17 protein-coding genes are annotated in these 16917 nt (G+C 59.5%); 2 read left to right on the top strand and 15 right to left on the bottom strand.

What is annotated here, in order from left to right; all coding sequences use genetic code 11:
• Positions 1-38: 38 nt before the first annotated feature.
• From POR16_RS14035 to POR16_RS14095, 13 genes are all read right to left on the bottom strand, one after another.
• Positions 39-758, bottom strand: a complete 720-nt coding sequence (locus tag POR16_RS14035; RefSeq protein WP_005893918.1) for an alpha/beta hydrolase — start codon at positions 756-758, stop codon at positions 39-41.
• Between the two features lie 74 nt (positions 759-832).
• Positions 833-3175, bottom strand: a complete 2343-nt coding sequence (gene gspD, locus POR16_RS14040; RefSeq protein ID WP_053932739.1) for a type II secretion system secretin GspD — start codon at positions 3173-3175, stop codon at positions 833-835.
• Complete coding sequence (locus tag POR16_RS14045) at positions 3175-3705, bottom strand: general secretion pathway protein GspN (protein WP_053479580.1); 531 nt, start codon at positions 3703-3705, stop codon at positions 3175-3177. The genes gspD and POR16_RS14045 overlap by 1 nt, the downstream gene beginning before the upstream one ends.
• The gene (gspM, locus tag POR16_RS14050; RefSeq protein WP_024669443.1) at positions 3702-4313 is read right to left on the bottom strand and encodes a type II secretion system protein GspM; all 612 of its coding nucleotides are present in this window, start codon (positions 4311-4313) and stop codon (positions 3702-3704) included. The genes POR16_RS14045 and gspM overlap by 4 nt, the downstream gene beginning before the upstream one ends.
• Positions 4288-5358, bottom strand: coding sequence for a type II secretion system protein GspL (locus POR16_RS14055; RefSeq protein ID WP_005893914.1), 1071 nt, complete (start codon positions 5356-5358; stop codon positions 4288-4290). The genes gspM and POR16_RS14055 overlap by 26 nt, the downstream gene beginning before the upstream one ends.
• Positions 5355-6089, bottom strand: a complete 735-nt coding sequence (locus tag POR16_RS14060; protein WP_024689651.1) for a type II secretion system protein GspK — start codon at positions 6087-6089, stop codon at positions 5355-5357. The genes POR16_RS14055 and POR16_RS14060 overlap by 4 nt, the downstream gene beginning before the upstream one ends.
• Entirely contained in the window at positions 6086-6718 is a 633-nt protein-coding gene (locus tag POR16_RS14065) for a prepilin-type N-terminal cleavage/methylation domain-containing protein (RefSeq protein WP_005893910.1), read from the bottom strand. Before POR16_RS14065 ends, POR16_RS14060 begins: the two co-directional genes overlap by 4 nt.
• Positions 6715-7086 (bottom strand): type II secretion system protein, encoded by a 372-nt coding sequence (locus POR16_RS14070; protein WP_005893909.1) that lies wholly within the window; start codon positions 7084-7086, stop codon positions 6715-6717. The genes POR16_RS14065 and POR16_RS14070 overlap by 4 nt, the downstream gene beginning before the upstream one ends.
• Positions 7086-7520 (bottom strand): prepilin-type N-terminal cleavage/methylation domain-containing protein, encoded by a 435-nt coding sequence (locus POR16_RS14075; RefSeq protein WP_080267786.1) that lies wholly within the window; start codon positions 7518-7520, stop codon positions 7086-7088. The genes POR16_RS14070 and POR16_RS14075 overlap by 1 nt, the downstream gene beginning before the upstream one ends.
• 8 nt (positions 7521-7528) lie before the next feature.
• A complete protein-coding gene (gspG, locus tag POR16_RS14080; protein ID WP_080267791.1) occupies positions 7529-7960 on the bottom strand; it encodes a type II secretion system major pseudopilin GspG in 432 nt (143 codons plus the stop codon).
• A 25-nt stretch (positions 7961-7985) separates the two neighbouring features.
• Complete coding sequence (gene gspF / locus POR16_RS14085) at positions 7986-9188, bottom strand: type II secretion system inner membrane protein GspF (RefSeq protein ID WP_053932742.1); 1203 nt, start codon at positions 9186-9188, stop codon at positions 7986-7988.
• Positions 9185-10909 (bottom strand): type II secretion system ATPase GspE, encoded by a 1725-nt coding sequence (gene gspE / locus POR16_RS14090; protein WP_053479581.1) that lies wholly within the window; start codon positions 10907-10909, stop codon positions 9185-9187. Before gspE ends, gspF begins: the two co-directional genes overlap by 4 nt.
• Positions 10910-10992: 83 nt before the next feature.
• Positions 10993-11211, bottom strand: a complete 219-nt coding sequence (locus POR16_RS14095; protein ID WP_005893902.1) for a hypothetical protein — start codon at positions 11209-11211, stop codon at positions 10993-10995.
• 493 nt (positions 11212-11704) lie between these two features.
• Here POR16_RS14095 and POR16_RS14100 point away from each other — a divergent pair, with 493 nt between their 5' ends.
• Positions 11705-14446: a beta-glucosidase gene (locus POR16_RS14100; protein ID WP_005893901.1), complete on the top strand. Its 2742-nt coding sequence runs from the start codon at positions 11705-11707 to the stop codon at positions 14444-14446.
• Between the two features lie 39 nt (positions 14447-14485).
• On the opposite strand, the gene POR16_RS14105 is transcribed toward POR16_RS14100, so the two are convergent.
• Positions 14486-15130: a TetR/AcrR family transcriptional regulator gene (locus POR16_RS14105; RefSeq protein WP_005893899.1), complete on the bottom strand. Its 645-nt coding sequence runs from the start codon at positions 15128-15130 to the stop codon at positions 14486-14488.
• 230 nt (positions 15131-15360) lie between these two features.
• Positions 15361-15900, bottom strand: coding sequence for a GNAT family N-acetyltransferase (locus POR16_RS14110; RefSeq protein ID WP_024689652.1), 540 nt, complete (start codon positions 15898-15900; stop codon positions 15361-15363).
• 105 nt (positions 15901-16005) lie between these two features.
• On the opposite strand from POR16_RS14110, the gene POR16_RS14115 reads away from it, so the two are divergent.
• A complete protein-coding gene (locus tag POR16_RS14115) occupies positions 16006-16896 on the top strand; it encodes a LysR family transcriptional regulator (protein WP_005893897.1) in 891 nt (296 codons plus the stop codon).
• Positions 16897-16917: the final 21 nt, after the last annotated feature.

Raw genomic sequence — 16917 nt, forward strand, 5'->3', positions numbered from 1 at the left:
GTGCGTCGCCCCTCCAGGCATGATGACGCACGTTTTGGCTAGCGTGCTGACTGTTGCAACCAGTTCCCCAGGTCCACCACTTCAGCCTCGCTGATGCTGTGCCCAAGGCCTTCATAAGCATGAAACTGCGGCGTCAGGCCGAGCGACTTGAGGGTTGCTTCGGCTTGCGGGCCGCTGGCGTAGGCCACCTGGCGGTCCTGCTTTCCATGACCGATGAAGACTTTCAACGCCTTGAGGTCGTCAGAGGGTTTGACCTCGGACTGAACCACCGGCAACAAACGCCCGCTCAACGCCGCAATGCCCCCCACCAGCTTCGGCTGACGCAAGGCAACTTCGTAGCTCATCATTGCGCCTTGGCTGAAGCCGACCAGAAAAACCTTGTCAGGCTGAGTGTGGAATTTTGCCGTGGCCTGAGTAATGAATGCAGTCAGTTTGGTGCCGCTGCTTTTCAGGTCTTCGGTCACGCCGTCGTAATCGGGTGCACCCCGCTTTTGGGTGAACCACTTGTAACTGTCGGGCTGTAACGTTACCGGAGCCTGCACCGACAGGTAGTTGTAATCGGCCGGCAGATGCTCCTTGAGCCCGAACAGATCAGCAGCGTTGCTGCCATAGCCATGAATGAAGATCACCAGCGGCCGGTTCGGGGTTTCGACATTTGCTTGCGCAAGGTAGTCCAGCGGCAGATCCGTGTGCAGGGTGTCCTGTGCCTGCGCCATCCCGGCAACAGCAAACAGCAAGGCAGCGAAAAATTTCAGCATCGGTTCATGACCTCTTTTGAGCGCTGCCGACAGGCAGCGCCGTGAGTGGATGTCGTGGCAAAACTAACACAGCGTCAGTTATGCATGCTGGTCCGCGAAACCTCGGGTTTGAGCAGCTGCATCTGCTGACGGTAATCATCAGTCACCTGACGCGCCTGACTGCTGCTGGTGATGACCCGTGGCGTAATCAGCACGATCAGCTCGGTACGCCCCTTGGACTTGCTGGTGGTGCCGAACAGCCATCTCAAGCCTGGGATACGTCCCAGATACGGCACGGCGTCGACCGTCTCTGCGTTATCCTGCTTGATCAGCCCGCCCAGCAATATTGTCTGACCGCTCTGAGCTGCAACCTGAGTGGAAACGGAGCGACTTGAAATGCGCGGGTTGCCGTTGGCATCGTTATTCGAGGCGTTGTTGTCGGCATTACTGACCTGTTGCTGAATGTCCATGTACACCAGGCCACCCGGATTGATGCGCGGCACGACATCGAGAATCACACCGGTCTGCACGTATTCCACACTGCTCAATGTGGTGTTGGTGGACGTGTTGGTGTTGATCGAGGTCTGGCTGATCGGAATGTTGTCACCCACCTGAATCTGCGCCTGCTGATTGTTCATGACCACCAGCGACGGCGCCGACAGCACCTGAGTGCGGCCATTGCGTTCAAGAGCGCGCAACGCCACCTGCAAATTATTGCTGACGAAGGAGTAGAAGAACGCATCGGTCGCGCCCAGCGCAGCCCCGCCGGTGCCGAGTGCGCCCTGACTGCCTGCCGTGTTGGCGACGTTTCCGGTGGTTCCCGAATTGCCCGCCAGACGCCCCAGATACCACTGCACGCCCATGTCCAGTTCGCCAGTCAACGAGACTTCCAGAATGCGCGTCTCGATCTGCACTTGCAGCGGTGGATTATCGAGGCGCTTGATGGCTGATTCGATTTCTTTCCACTGTGCTGGACGTGTGCGTACCAGCAACTGGTTGCTGCTCTTCTGCGCAGTAATGCGCGTGCTGGCGTCGAGTGACTTGCCGTTGCCTGCGGAGCCGCTGCCGTCCTGGCCGGACGAATCGGATTCGGAATCACCGCCGCTCTGGTCATCACCCTCGGATTCGCTGTCGGCGTTGTTCTGGCTGTTGTTCAGGCCCTGGTTGTTACCAAAACCGCCGCCATTGCTCATGCCGCCGCTGTTGCCGATACCACCGCCGTTGCCGCCCAGCCCACCGGAACCGCTCATGCCGCCGCCGCCGCTGGAGTTGAGCGATGACAGAGTGGTGGTGCGCAGACCTGGCGCCACCTTGGCCGGCGAATCTTCCTTGATAGCGCCCGTGCCGTAGATCTGCCGCAGGTATTTGGCAAGGTCAGTGGCCTTCATGTTGCGCACGTCGTACACGTACATCTGCGGCTCGTTGCCGCCGCCTTCGTCGATGGTGTGAATCCACTCGCCGACTTCGCGCAGGTATTCGGGCTGCGAGGAAATAGCGACCACCGAATTGGTCCGCTCGATAGGCAGGAAGCGCACCATGCCCGCCAGCGGCATGCCGCTTTCAGGGCCGAACATTTTTTGCAGCTCGGGCATCAGTTCGCCGACCGAAGCGCGCTGCAGACCGAATACGCCGACCGACATACCTTTCAGCCAGTCCACATCGAAGGTGTCGATGGTGTCCTGATAGTTGGCCAGTTCTTCAGGCGTGCCCGCCAGGCTGAGAACGTTGCGCGCCGGATCGACCAGCAGAAATGCGTTTTCCCGGGCGAACGGCTTGAGCAGCTTCTGCATTTCGTTGGCCGAGATGTAACGCAGCGGAAACAGTCGTGCCGACATTCCTGGCGAAGGTTGTGCCACACGCATTTCCGGCACCAGCTTGCCCGCCACGGCCTGATTGGAAGGCAGGATGACGTAGCGATTGCCCTGTTTGATCATCGCATTATCGGTCCAGGACAGCAGCGTCTCGAGGATCGACAGCGCCTGTTGCTTGTTGACCGGTTTGGACGTCGAGAAGCTGACGTCGCCCTTCACACCTTGGGCGATGCTGTAATTCTCGTGCAGCAGATCGCCCATGATGCTGTTGATTACCGCCTGAATGGGCTGGTTGGTGAAGTTGAAGACGATATCTCCGGTCTCGGCCGGGCGCGCAGCCGGCGCCGCAGCGGGCTGACGGATGAACCGCTGGTTGCCCTGGATGATCTTGCGCTGTGGCGAGGTCGTCGTCTGCTGGGCAGGTGGCTCGACAGGCGGTCGCTCGCTGCGCGGGTCTACCGGCGGACGTTGTGAACCCGTTCCCTGGAGCGCTTCCTGCAGCATGCCATTGTCGGGATCGAGTGTGTCTGACGGTGTCGCGCAGCCGCCAAGGGCGACGGCGGTGGCCAGGCAAAGCAAGGGTGTGCGCAAGGTAGCGATGGCAGGAACTCCAGAAAATGTACCCATCACAGGGTGGAATCGTTGGTTAAGGTAATCGGGGGGCTGCTTGACGGCGGCGGCAGGCGCAACGCGGGCAGGCGCAGGACTTGCGTACGCTCGTCGAGCCTGAAAGTGGCCTCGGTAGGCTCAAGACGCTCAAGCGTCCAGCCATTGGGCAGACGCGCGCCCTGACGCACTTTAAGTGCCGGCCCGCTGGCCTGTTTGAGCAGTGCAACACGTAGCGAGCCATCCATGATTACCCCGGTCAGGGTCAGGCCAGCCAGGCTGGAGGCCTGCACATCAGTTTTGCGGACCGCCGCATCGGGGCTGCGATCAGGACTGAAAAGCGGGGTCTTCCAAGTATTAGCCAGACTGTCCAGAGTAGATGACGGCGCACTGTGGATCTGCGCCTTCTGATCCGTCAGGTTACGCGGCGCCTGCTCCGGCAGCCAGCCTGGCGAATGTGCTGCACCACTGAATATCAGTGCAATCAGCGCAGCCAGCAAAGCGGCACATGCCAGCAAAGCCCACTCCAGCGGACGTAATGAGCCGATCATTGCTCGCCCTCCCCGACACTGGCCGGTTGCAGGTAGCCGCGCACCAGCAGATGCACTACCAGCTTGCCCGCAGCACCATTGGCAGGCGCATTGGCGTCGCGACGCATACTCATCTCATCGATAAACAGAAACGGACGCTGGTATTCCAGCGCATGCAAAATGGCCGTCAGCGGCTCAATGGCGCAGTTCAGGGTCAGGCTGACCTTGACCTGACGATACGGCTCGGCGCTGTCCTGCTCCGGCGTGATCGGCATACGCTGGGTCAGCTCGCAGCCGCCACCGGTGTTGGCCTGACTGCTGATCAGATCGGCGATACGCTGCATCAGGTCCGCCGCCACGGCACTGGGGTCTTCTCCTGGCAACAGGCTGGTGCTGCTCGCCGGATCCCGACGCGCCTGCTCTAACTGCTCGCGCAGGGAATCACCTTGCTGCAACAAACCGGCGTAGCGTTGCTGCTGTTCACGCAACTGCTCGGTCTGTTCGCCGATATCACGCAATGGCCCGGCGAACCAGCTGTCGATCAACAACCAGTAAGCCAGGCATAGCACCAGTGCCAGGACAGTAAGGGCCGCGCCCCGCCGTTCACGGCTTGTCAGTGGACGGCGCATCGGCGTTCTCCTGTTGCTGGTTCTGGTGCAAGTGCGCACGCAGGGAGTACTGATCCTTGCCGGTTTTGGTGTCAGGCTGGATCACCCCCTGAAACTGGGCATTGTCCAGGCTACGACAGTCTTTTACCCGGCCTATCAAAGCACTGGCCTTGCCGCTCTGGCCGGAAAACGCCACTTCGGCGCTGTCACTGATCTCGAGATGCTCGATCCAGGTGTCCGAAGGAAGGCAGGCGGTCAGCTCGCTGAGTAACGCCGAGAGCGGCGGCTGAGCAGCCTTGCGCCGCAACAGGTAATTGGCGGCACCCAGGGTGTTAGTCAATTGCTGGCGCAGTTGCTGAACCTCTCCGACCTGGGCTTTTTGTGCCTTGACGCTGGCTTGCATGTCGTCGAGCAGGCTTTGGCGATCATTCAGCCACAGCAGCATGGCACTCAACAGCAGACCGACACACAGCCAGCCCAGCCAGCGTTGCAAGCGATGGCCAGAGCGCGACTGTTGCGGACGCAGCGGCATAGGCAGCAGATCGACACCCATGCGCTGACCTTCAGCGCCAACGTCCACAGCATCAGGACGCAGACCACGCTCGGCGCACTCGGCGAGTATCGCGTCCAGCCGCTCGCGCAGTATGGCCACCAGCGTGACCTGGACAAAGCTGGCGCTACGGCTGTCCTGGCGAGCGACGAAATACAACTGCCCCGCGTCGAAAGGCGTAAAGCGATCCAGCTCGTAGCCCACCACGGTGGACAGGTTGCGGGCTGCGGCGGCCGGCAATTGCAAGGTTTGCACCAGCACCGCAGAAGCAGGCAGCAGCAGAACGCGTCGCGCTTGGGCCGATGCGACAGGCAACGGCTCGACCAATGGCCAGACGTGCGTCTGCTCGACGGTCTCGCGACCCAGCCAGCGGCGCACGCGCAAAGGCAGGCAGGCGCGAAGCTCGGCCACCCACCATTGCCATGCCTGTTGGGCCGGACTGCCACGCCACTGCCTGGCGACCTGTTCGCGTAACGCGTAAACAGGCGCCAGACGTGCAGAAACTGATGAATTCATTCTTGCCAACGCAATACCCTGTAGGGCTGTGCGCTTCCCTCCGATGGGCTCAATAAAACAGTGGTTTTTAACAGGGCGGTCACACCGCCCGGTCGTTCTGCGCGGCTGTCGATGGCCAGTACCTCGCCAGGATCAGCCCCTGCAGCGCTCTGGTTCGGCAAGTTCAAGGCCCTACGCAGCAACCCCGAAGCGAATGCCGGATCGGGCCTGTCCAGGCCGCTCCATAATGTTATTTCCGGTAATATCCGGGTATACAGCGCCTGACTCATGCCCGGCAACTGACGTACTTCCTCGACCACTCGCAAGGGTGACTGGCCGCCATTACGCTGAGCCTCCAGCACCTGGGCAATACTGCTGGCCTGGTTTTTGGCCGCGCCACACGCCTGCAGCAGCCGGGATATATCGGCGACCGGCGCACTATTAAGGTCCAGCTTGCCGCGCTCGCTCCTGATACTCACAACCAGTTGCGTGTCATCCATGCGCAACGACACCAGACGCCCATCGGCAATCCAGCGTTTGCGCTGCGCAGGATCAAGCAACCCCTGCACAGCCATATTCATGCCAGCCTCAGCCGCCATCAAAGCCTGCGTGTTCTGCCGCAGCCAGAGTGCCTGCCGGCTTTCCAGTTGCACCCAGCCCGCCAGCCCGCCCAGCAACAGGCTGAGCAGTGCAAGAACCCAAAGCACTACCAGCAGCGCTACGCCGCGCTGGTATCGATTTGCTTCAATCATTCGCCGCTCGCCCCGCCGGACAAATCCAGACGCAACGCTACAACCTCGGGTACCCATTTGATGGTTCCTCTGGTCTGCATGTCGATCCGTACCGCTCCCGGTAAACGATTCGGCCACGGCCAATCGGGCAGCCATCCTGTAGGCTTGCCCTTCGGGTTGAGCCCTCTGTAACTGAACGTCAGTGAATCGACGTTTTGCAGCAACACTTGAGGCTCACCCCACGGTTTAAGTGCAATACCGTTTGCACCGGACTGAACCTGAGCAAAAGATACCTGCAAGGAACGACGCCCCTCAGGCCCCTTGAGCTCAAGGCTATGAACCTGGATGCCGCCGCCCAACTCGCCAGGCAACGTGGCGACAAACCGCAACTGTTGCGCCGAGCCTTCGAAAAAACCGCTGTTCACATCGTCTTCCGCGGACGTGTCCAGCGGCAGCGCCTGGCTTATCGAACTGCGCAAAAAGGCCTGCGCAGCGCGGGTCTCATCCAGATTGACGGTGTAGCGCTCAGCCTTGAGCACGGCACGATTGGCTCCCAACAATGCCCCGGCTACCAATACCAGCAGCACGCCCAGCAGGCTGATCACCAGCAACACTTCAAGCAACGTGAAGCCACGCTGAGCCGACCTCATGAGCCAGCCCCGGTGACAGCGCCGCGTAGCTTCAGGGTACTGAACTGCGCCTTGCGCTGATGCTCGTTCAGCGACAGATCAAGGCGAAACAGCCTGGGTTGTCCGTTCGCGCCTGGCAATTGGTGAATATCCAGTGTCCAGTCAATGCCGGACAAGGTGCCCTTACGCGTAGCGTTTTCCAGCGGCCCGGCGCTTTCCTGATCCATGATGGTGCGGGCAGCGTGACTGAGCCGGTCGCTGCGTGACACCTGTTGCAGCGACCGCGCACTTTGCCCGAACGCAACCAGTAAAACGCCACTGCAGACCGCCATAACGGTCAATGCAGCCAGCATCTCCAGCAGGGTGAACCCCGACTGCGATGTTTTCATTAAAGCGACCGAACCTGGACACTGCCGGTCAGCCAGCCAATATCGATACGCCAGCGCCGGTCACCGTCGGCGACCAAAACGTTGCCACCGCTGGAACCTCCGTCCGGGTAAAACTCGACCGACGAGCCAAGGTCCGAGGAGGTCTGCAGGGTCACTCGCAGCGTGACAGGCCAACGCATTTCACGCTTGCCGGGGGCCTTGAACGTTGCCTTGCGCAGATTGAACTCGGTGCGCGCCGGCTGGCCCGTCACAATAGCCCGCACTCGGGTCGCCCGCAGTGCCTCGACCATGTCGCCCACTGCACGACGCTCGCTGGCAGTACTCAAACCCTGTTGCAGACCGAAACCCACCAGACCGACAGCGATGCTCATCAAGACCAGCACCACCAGCATTTCCATGAGGGTAAAACCCCGGCTCGCAACAGACGCTTTCATTCCGGCATTTACTCCCAGTTGCCCAGGTCGGCGCTGTAACCTTCGCCACCCGGCTGACCGTCCTGGCCGTAGAAGATCAGATCGAAGCTGCCGTGCTGGCCTGGGAAGCGATAGCCAAATGCATGGCCGAACGGGTCCTTGAGGTCCGAAGGCTTGGCGTAAGGGCCATTCCAGTTCGACGCGTTACCCGGTTTTTCAGTCAACTGCTGCAACGTCTTGGGAGGCGAACCGACATCCAGCGCGTAGCTTTCGATTTTCATGCCCAGGCTCGCCAGCTGCGCCTTGCCCGCGCCGTACTTGCCCTTGTCGACGTTGCCGCCCACTTGCCGCACGACAATGGTCGCAACGATGCCCAGCAGGACGATAACGGCGAGCATTTCCAGCAAGGTGAAGCCACCCTGACGGCGTGCGGGTTTGAAGCGTGTACGGCTAAAATTCATCGCAATGGTTTCCTCGTTCATGGATTCAGATATTGCTGGTCAGACTCATCAGCGGCAGCATGATGGCCAGCATGATCACCGCGACCATGCCCGCCATCACCACTGTCAACGCCGGTACAAGAGCTGCCAGCATGCGGTCGATACCGCGCTTGGCCTCGACGTCGAACACGTCGGCGACCTTCATCAGCATCGTGTCCAGTTCGCCAGCCTGTTCGCCGACTTCAATCATTTGCAGGGCCAGGTCCGGCAGCAGTGGCTGCGCGCCGAACGCACTGGCCAGCGTGCCACCGCCCTTGACCGACTCGGCGGCCTGCTCCACCTGGGCCTGCAAGGCACGATTGGTACACACCTGCCGTGCGATGACCAGCGCCTGAAGCAACGCCACGCCATTGGTCAAAAGCGTTCCGAGAGTGCGGGTCAGGCGCGCGGCTTCGATGCGCTGCAACAGAGGGCCGATGACCCGGATACCCAACAGGCGGCGGTCACGCCGTTCACGCCGCTGGGGATCACGCATGCGGATCGCCATGCCCCATATAAGCGCAATCAGACCTGCAAACACCGCCAGGCCGTAGTCACCGAGAAACTGTCCAAGGTCGAGAATGACCTCGGTGATCAAAGGGATCGGCACCCCGAGATCCTTGAAAATGGGTACGAATTGCGGCACCACGTAAGCCAGCAACAAGGCCAGTGAGCCAAGCACACCTACGACAAGGAACGCCGGGTAGATCAGTGCGTTGATCACTTCACCGCGCAACAACTGGCTGCGTTCCAGGTAATCGCTCAGCTGGCGCAACGTGCTTTCGAGAGCACCACCGGCTTCACCGGCGCGCACCATGCTTATATAGAGGGGCGAAAACTGAGTGCCCTCTTCTTCCAGCGCAACGGACAACGGCTTACCCGCCTTGACCTGCTCGCGAATACGTTCGATCAGCGCCTTGGTCTGCGGTTGTCCAGGCTGTTTGAGCAGAATCCCGAGAGATCGTTCCAAAGGTTGCCCTGCACCCAACAACGTAGCGAGCTGCTGAGTGAAACTGACCAGCGCCGCTCCGTTCAGCAAGCCGCTGCCGAGCACACGACGCAGCCCGCCGAGACCGGCGACATCGACCTGCAAGACCATCAAACCGCGCTTTTGCAAAGCAGCAATGGCAGCGTCCTGATCTCGAGCCTCCAGCGTGCCGTTCTGCGGCGCGCCTTGCGCGTCCAGCGCGCGGTATTTGAACAGACTCATGTGCCATCACCCCGGGTGACGCGCAACACTTCTTCCAGTGAGGTGACGCCGGCTACGGCCTGACGCAAGCCCTCTTCGTGCAAGGTGCGCAACCCGCCGCGACGTGCAGCCTCCTCCAGTGTCGAGGCGTCGGCGTGACGCATCAACAGGCTGCGCAGCTCTTCATTCATGACCAGCAACTCGGTGATTGCACTGCGTCCGCGGTAGCCACCGCCCGGCGCGTCGGCGCGTGGCCGGTACAGCCGAATCGGACGCTCGTCGGTGAAACGCTCGAGCCCGTGCTCGGCGATCAGCTCCGGTGGAGCATCGAACGCCTCACGAGTGGCCGGGTCCAGTCGTCGCACCAGTCGCTGAGCCAGAATGCCATTGACGGTCGAGGCGATCAGGTAGCTTTCGACGCCCATGTCCAGCAAACGGGTAATACTCGCCGCAGCGCTGTTGGTGTGCAGGGTCGAAAGCACCAAGTGACCGGTTAATGAAGACTGGATGGCAATGCGGCAGGTTTCGAGGTCGCGCATCTCACCGATCATGATGACGTCCGGGTCCTGACGCACAATGGAGCGCAACGCCCCGGCGAAGTCCAGACCGATGGAGGGCTTGACCTGAATCTGGTTGATGCCTTCGAGCTGGTATTCCACCGGGTCTTCGACGGTGATGATCTTGCGCTCGGCAGTGTTGAGCCGCGACAACGCCGTATAGAGCGTGGTGGTTTTACCGGAACCCGTCGGGCCGGTGACCAGCAGGATGCCGTGCGGTCGCTCAAGCACATCCAGAAACTCGTCCAGGCGTTCGCCATCGAAGCCCAGGCTCGGGAAGTCGAAATTGATGGTTTGCCGGTCCAGCAGACGCATGACAACCGACTCGCCGAAACTGGTGGGCACGGTAGAAACCCGCAGGTCCAGCTCCTTGCCCTGAATACGCAACATGATCCGGCCATCCTGCGGCAAACGTCGCTCGGCGATGTCCAGGCGAGCCATGATCTTCACCCGGGATATGACCGCTGCCGACGAGCTGGAAGGTGGCGCTTCGGCTTCATGCAGTACGCCGTCGATGCGATAGCGCACCTTCAGCTGGCTTTCGAACGGCTCTATATGAATGTCCGACGCACGCTGTTCAACCGCGCGCTGCAAAATCAGGTTGACCAGACGAATGACCGGCGCCTCTGACGCCAGGTCCTTGAGATGCTCGATGTCTTCCAGCGAGCCGCCCTCGTCGTCAAGGTTCTCGATCAGAGTGCCCATTGCCGACCGGCCCTGCCCGTAATACCGCTCGATCAGCGTCTCGACTTCATTGCGCGGGCCCACGGAAAGGCGCACCGGCACTTCACAGGCATAGGCAATTGCTTGAAACGGGTACAGCGTGCCGGGGTTGGCGCCGAGTACCTGAAGCCCCTGATCGCTCCAGCCTACCGGCACCACCTGATAGTGGCGCATGAAACGCTCGGTCAGCGGCGGCAGCGGATCCAGCATTGGCGGCACGCCGTCGGCCAGTACCAGCGGAGCATTCAACAGCGCAGCCCAGGCGCGTGCCAGTTCGAACTCCGACACCAATCCAAGGCGGGTCAGAAGACCCAACAGCTCGGTGCCTTCCGATTCATGTTGCAAACGGTGCGCCCGCTCCAGATCGACCGCTTTCAGACCGGCATTTTCGACCAGCCAGGCACAGACCTGCTCGGCATCCGGGATTGCGATGCGGGATATATCGACGGGAACTGGAGACATGAATGAGGGCATTTTGCTACTTCGGAGGGACATATTACAGCACTCTCCGCATGGAGAGTGCTGCGCTCAAAGGCTTCAAACGATCAGTTTGACTGCTTTTGAGGGGTTGCGTTCTGTGGGCGACCACCTTTTGTGGGTTCGGTCTTTTGTTTTTGAGCTGCTTTGGCGTCCTGAGTCTGGGTCATCACGGTCGAATCGGTAGTACCCGAAGTGGCATCTGCGTCTGTCGACTCTTCGGCAACTGCTGCGCCACTCAGGGCCAGACCTAAAACCACCGCTGCACTGATCATGGAAAACTTCATTTTAATAACTCCTCGGGAAAACACAGGAGACTGCACGACGCAGCACTCACAATAAAAAAAGGGCAAGAATTAACGAACAGCACGCATGGCAACTTGCGAGCTGTCTTTCTTCATCCTGAAAAATCTTAAACCCATCGACCAGTAGGTTTAAGAAGAGTTCCTCATCTGCACAGAAAAATGACAAAAATAAAGAAAAATACGCTTTTGTTTGACATTTATGGCTTGTTTTAGACTTAATCGTCACCGTTCACAAACCCGAGGCGCCATTTAGCGATAGCAAAATGATGGCACCTTAGAGGCAGTAAAACATAACAATTTAAAAGAAAAGTGTTAACTAAGCGGACCTGTATCGCCCCCTTCAAACAGGGGTAAAACGCGATAACGGATGACCGTTGCCTGAAAAAATATTAAACGCCGATGGGCAAGTTGTGACGCATTAAACCGGCGTGTAAGCGCGGGCAAACAGTTATTCTAAATACCGTTGGAGAGCAGCATGAACAAACGAAAGATGATAGGCGCGCACTCGGCCCTGGCCTTGCTCGCGTTGGCGGTTTCGCAGGTGTACGCCGCTGACGCGACCGTGCAGCAGGGTCGTGAAGATCGCGCTGAAAAAGCCGCGCAAAAGACCCTGGCCAAGATGACCATGGAAGAAAAGCTGGCCTACATCGGCGGCACCGGCGGCTGGGACGTCAAGCCACTGACCAACTATGGCGTTCCGCAGATCCACGGCGCCGATGGCGGCGTCGGTGTGCGTTACACCAGCGAAGGCAACGATCAAGGCGTGGTCTACCCGTCCGGTCCTAACCTGGCAGCCACCTGGAACCCGCGTCGTGCCATCGACCTGGGTCGCGCACTCGGCTATGACACTGCCACCGGAGGTTACCAGTTCATCACTGGCCCCGGCGTCAACCTGTACCGCATGCCTTACGGCGGCCGTGCATTCGAATACCTCTCCGGCGAAGATCCGTTCCTGGGCGCCAGCCTGGCACCGGGCGTGATCAACGGTATCCAGTCTCGTGGTGTGTGGGCCAACGCCAAGCACTACGCAGCTAACGACCAGGAAAGCAACCGCTTCAATCTCGACCAGAAGATGAGCGAACGCGTTCTGCGCGAAATGTCGCTGCCTGCTTTCGAATCGTCCTCGAAAAACGGCAACGTTGCGATGATGATGTGCGCCTTCCAGAAGGTGAACGGTGAGTTCGCTTGCGAAAGCGAGCACCTGATCGCCCAGATCCTGAAGAAGGAATGGGGCTACAAGGGCTTTGTACAGAGCGACTACAACGCTGTGGTTCACGGCTTCAACGCTGCCCGTGCCGGTACCGACCTGGACATGATGGGCTACCAGATGAACAGCTCCGTGCTGAAGCCGCATCTGGACGCCGGTGACCTGAGCGCTGCGACCATCGATGACAAGGTCCGCCGCATCCTCAAGCAGATCTACCTGTACAAGTTCGACAGCAAAGCACCGCTGACCACCCACAACATGAACAGCTCGACCAGCAACAAGGTTGCTCTGAATGCTGCGCGTGAAGGTATCGTGCTGCTGAAGAACCAGGACAACCTGCTGCCGCTGGACAAGCAGAAAGTCAAGAAAATCGCCGTGGTCGGCACCTTGGCAAAATACGCACCGCCTACCGGTTTCGGCAGCGCCAACGTTATGGCCAGCCATTACGTCAGCGAGCTGAGCGGCCTGCAGCAAATGGCACCTAACGCCAAGGTCGAGTTCATCGACGGGCTGTCGCTGGATCCGAGCACCTCTGCCTGGACCACCACCGACACCGCTGGCAACGAAGTTCAAGGCATGAAAGCCGAGTACTTCAGCAACACCAACTGGTCCGGCGATGCAGCGGTCACCCGTACCGAAAAACACGTTGATCTGGACTGGGCCAACGACAAGAACCTGCCGTTCGAAAGCAACACCTCGACGTCCGATCCGTACACCAGCAAAGGTTCGACCGCTAGCCAGCTGAATGGCGATACTTCGTCGACATCGATCCGCTACACCGGCAAGATCACCCCGACCCAGAGCGGCGAGCAGGTGTTCAAGGTTCGCGCCGACGGTGCTGTGCGCCTGTGGGTCAATGGCAAGAAAATCATCGACAACGGTGAAGGCAAGCCATTGCCGGGCAACAGCATCCCGCCAACCATTCCAGAGTTCGCCAAGGTCAATCTGGAAGCAGGCCAGTCCTATGACGTGAAGCTCGAGTACTCGCGTCGTGCAGGCTACCTGTCGACCATGGGCGGCCTGGTGGGCGTACAGTTGAGCTCGGCTTCGCTGAACGCGCCGCAGGACCTGTCCGGCTACGACGCCGTCGTGGTTGCCGTCGGTAACAGCAGCGAATACGAAGGTGAAGGTTTCGACCACAGCTTCGATCTGCCTGAGTTCCAGAACGAGCTCATCCAGAACATCGCCAAGGTCAACCCGAACACCGTGGTGACCATGTACGGCGGTACCGGTCTGAAGATGAGCGACTGGATCGAACAGGTTCCGGTAGCTCTGCACGCCTTCTACCCGGGCCAGAACGGTGGTCAGGCGCTGGCCGAGATTCTGTTCGGCAAAGTCAACCCGTCGGGCAAGCTGCCGATCAGTATCGAACGCAATATCGAAGACAACCCTGTCTACGCATCCTTCCCGAAATTCGACAATCAGAACACTCTGACCGACATGGATTACAAGGATGACCTGATGCTGGGTTATCGCGGTTACGAGAAGAAAGGCATCAAGCCTCTCTACCCGTTCGGTTACGGCCTGTCGTACACCACCTTCGGTTACAGCAACATCAAGGTCACGCCGGGCGTTGCAGTGGGCAATACGCCGATCAAGGTGTCGTTCGACCTGACCAACACTGGCAAGGTGGGCGGTTCGGAAGTTGCGCAGCTGTACGTTGGTCAGCAGAACCCGAAAGTCGAGCGTCCGATCAAGGAACTCAAAGGCTACAAGAAGGTGTTCCTCAAGCCGGGTGAAAGCAAGCGCGTGACCATCGAGCTGAATGATCGCTCGCTGGCCTACTTCGACGAGAAGAGCAAGCAGTGGGTGGTCGACGCCGACACCTTCAACATCTCGCTCGGTGCCTCGTCGCAAGACGTCCGCCTGAACGCCAAGCTGGTCAACTCGTTCCGTCAGGAACTGTCGACCACCAGCAGCAACCCGCTGCCACGTTCAGCGCTGAACTCGGTTCTGGTCGAGAAGCCACCGGTCAAGACTGGCGGTGTGTTCAAGCAGACCGTCGAGTAAGCATCACGCTGACTGACTGAAAAACGGACGAATAAAGGCTCAGGGACGAGCCCTTACCGCTGCATCGACCTGCGCAATGTAGGCATCGAAACACTCGACCAGATCCAGTTGGTCGGGAAAGCGTAACCACTGAATCTGCAAGCCATCCATCATGGCCAGGATCTGCTGGATCACCTTTGACACATCCACATCCGCTCGCACTTCCCCTCGTTCCACCAATTCCGAAAACTGACTCAACAAATGCGCATGGATGCGCTCGTAGCGCGTCTGAAACCACTCATAGGCAGGCTGGTTGTCCAGCAGGCTTTCGGCGTTGAGGATGGAAAAGGCACGCACTACACCCGGTGCAGTGGCATTGGAGCGATTGATCGCACGCAGTCCGTTGAGCAGGCCGGTCAATGAGTTTTCAGTACGGACTTCGGCAGCAATCCGGGCGTTGACCTGATCACGGCGCTCCAGCACCCCCATCAACAATGAGATCTTGCTCGGAAAGTGGTGCAGCAAACCCGCAACGGAGATTCCGACGATAGCCGCCACCTTGGCGACAGATGCGCCGGTGTAACCCTCAAGGGAAAATATCTGCAACGCGGCGTCCAGCAACTCTTCGCGACGTTTCTCGCCTTTGGGCGCACGCCGCTGTCGGATGGCTACCGCTCCCGTTTCCATGGGTTCATGCCGAGTCATATCGGGCTCCTTCTTCAACAGCCGCATACCCTAACCATTCAGAACGCCTCTGGCAACGCCAACAAACCTGATTGTCAGACAATTTATTGACGTATTACAGTGGCGTGGGCGCAAAATTGCAACCCATTGGCCGCATCAGGCAGAAGCTCGAAAGCCCCGGCATTCAGAAAACTCAGGCGACTGATCAGCGACGCGAGCCGTGAGGCTAGGCAGTTCCCTGCCCTTCACCCTTACGCCTGGTCTCCAGGCCTGCTGCATGAGCCATCGCCCAACGCCCTCTGCATCAACACGGTGTCCACCCAACGACCGTGCTTGAACCCTACCGACTCGAAGACCCCCACCCGGCGAAAGTCCATTCGCTCGTGCAAGCGCAACGAGGCGATGTTTTCGCTGTTGCCGATCACCGCGATCATCTGCCGCCAGCCACCCGTTTCGCACCGTTTGATCAGCTCGCCCAGCAGCGCATGGCCGATACCCAGCCCGCCCATGCCAGCACGTACATACACCGAATCTTCGACAGTGAAGCGGTAGGCAGGACGAGGTCGATAAGGCGTGACGTAGCCATAGCCCACCACCTCTCCCGCATGCTCGGCGACCAGATACGGCAGGCCTTTGGCGAGCACCTGCGCGCGACGCTGCAACAGCTCGGCAAGGCTCGGGGGTTCAAGCTCGAAACTGGAAATACCGTGCAGCACATGGTCGGCGTAAATCGTCTGGACGGCAGGCATGTCGTCGTCGAGGGCGTCACGCAGCATAAGTTTCGGGATCATCACAGGGCTCTTGGGCAGTTCTGGGTAGAAGACGGTAATCATGCCGCCCGCTACGACATTAAAAAAGCTATGATTTTTCATCGACAGCATAAGAAATACTTTGCCATGCGCCGACTGAATCTAAACCATCTGCATACGTTTTCGCTGGTCATCGCTCATGGCAGTTTTTCTGTCGCCGCCGAGCATCTGCACCTGACTCAGCCTGCCGTGAGCCTGCAAGTACGCCAGCTGGAAGATCAATTGAACCTGCAATTGATCGAGCGCGTGGGCAAACGTCTTAAACCGACGTCTGCCGGCAAGGCACTGCTGGAGCACATCGTGCGCATCGAGGCTGTGGTCGAGGAGGCTTTGCTGGATTTGTCCAGTCACGCCAGCGGCGTTGCAGGGCAAGTCTCCATCGGCACCGGCGCGACCGCCTGTATCCACTTGTTGCCGCCTGTGTTGCGAGCCCTGCGCCTGCGTTTTCCCGAGCTGGATGTGCGGGTCAGCACCGGCAACACAGATGGCATCCTTAAAGCAGTCGAGGAAAACCGTCTGGACCTTGCGCTGGTCACCCTCCCCGCAGCCGGACGCAGCCTGGACATCAGCCCCTTGCTCGACGATGAATTCGTGGCGATCTTTGCCACCAGCCAGTCTCTACCCGACACCGGAATGACACCCCAGAACCTTGACCCGCTGCCTCTGGTGGTGTTCGAAGCCGGGAGCAGTACGCGTCTGCTGATCAACGAGTGGTTTTTGCAGTCAGGGATTCGCGTCAAGCCTGTGATGGAACTCGGTAGCATCGAGGCGATCAAGGAAATGGTAGCTGCAGGTTTGGGCTATAGCATCGTGCCGCGCATGGCCGTCGCTGCCGTCCATCACCGGCGCGGGCTGCAGGTGCATTCGCTGACGCCCGGTTTAAGCCGTACTCTGGGCATTGTGGTGCGCCAGGACAAGCCGCTCAGCAAACCCCTGCGTCAGGTGCTGGATGCACTACAACGCCTGAAAGGTTCATGAAGACGTATCACCATAAGCGCA

Source organism: Pseudomonas coronafaciens pv. oryzae str. 1_6 (genome assembly GCF_000156995.2).
Classification (GTDB): Bacteria; Pseudomonadota; Gammaproteobacteria; order Pseudomonadales; family Pseudomonadaceae; genus Aquipseudomonas; species Aquipseudomonas tremae.

Bases quoted from the DNA above. Each gene is read 5' to 3' on its own strand.
- POR16_RS14035 (WP_005893918.1), bottom strand. From the start codon at position 758: ATGCTGAAATTTTTCGCTGCCTTGCTGTTTGCTGTTGCCGGGATGGCG.
- gspD (WP_053932739.1), bottom strand. From the start codon at position 3,175: ATGGGTACATTTTCTGGAGTTCCTGCCATCGCTACCTTGCGCACACCC.
- POR16_RS14045 (WP_053479580.1), bottom strand. From the start codon at position 3,705: ATGATCGGCTCATTACGTCCGCTGGAGTGGGCTTTGCTGGCATGTGCC.
- gspM (WP_024669443.1), bottom strand. From the start codon at position 4,313: ATGCGCCGTCCACTGACAAGCCGTGAACGGCGGGGCGCGGCCCTTACT.
- POR16_RS14055 (WP_005893914.1), bottom strand. From the start codon at position 5,358: ATGAATTCATCAGTTTCTGCACGTCTGGCGCCTGTTTACGCGTTACGC.
- POR16_RS14060 (WP_024689651.1), bottom strand. From the start codon at position 6,089: ATGATTGAAGCAAATCGATACCAGCGCGGCGTAGCGCTGCTGGTAGTG.
- POR16_RS14065 (WP_005893910.1), bottom strand. From the start codon at position 6,718: ATGAGGTCGGCTCAGCGTGGCTTCACGTTGCTTGAAGTGTTGCTGGTG.
- POR16_RS14070 (WP_005893909.1), bottom strand. From the start codon at position 7,086: ATGAAAACATCGCAGTCGGGGTTCACCCTGCTGGAGATGCTGGCTGCA.
- POR16_RS14075 (WP_080267786.1), bottom strand. From the start codon at position 7,520: ATGAAAGCGTCTGTTGCGAGCCGGGGTTTTACCCTCATGGAAATGCTG.
- gspG (WP_080267791.1), bottom strand. From the start codon at position 7,960: ATGAATTTTAGCCGTACACGCTTCAAACCCGCACGCCGTCAGGGTGGC.
- gspF (WP_053932742.1), bottom strand. From the start codon at position 9,188: ATGAGTCTGTTCAAATACCGCGCGCTGGACGCGCAAGGCGCGCCGCAG.
- gspE (WP_053479581.1), bottom strand. From the start codon at position 10,909: ATGTCTCCAGTTCCCGTCGATATATCCCGCATCGCAATCCCGGATGCC.
- POR16_RS14095 (WP_005893902.1), bottom strand. From the start codon at position 11,211: ATGAAGTTTTCCATGATCAGTGCAGCGGTGGTTTTAGGTCTGGCCCTG.
- POR16_RS14100 (WP_005893901.1), top strand. From the start codon at position 11,705: ATGAACAAACGAAAGATGATAGGCGCGCACTCGGCCCTGGCCTTGCTC.
- POR16_RS14105 (WP_005893899.1), bottom strand. From the start codon at position 15,130: ATGACTCGGCATGAACCCATGGAAACGGGAGCGGTAGCCATCCGACAG.
- POR16_RS14110 (WP_024689652.1), bottom strand. From the start codon at position 15,900: ATGATCCCGAAACTTATGCTGCGTGACGCCCTCGACGACGACATGCCT.
- POR16_RS14115 (WP_005893897.1), top strand. From the start codon at position 16,006: ATGCGCCGACTGAATCTAAACCATCTGCATACGTTTTCGCTGGTCATC.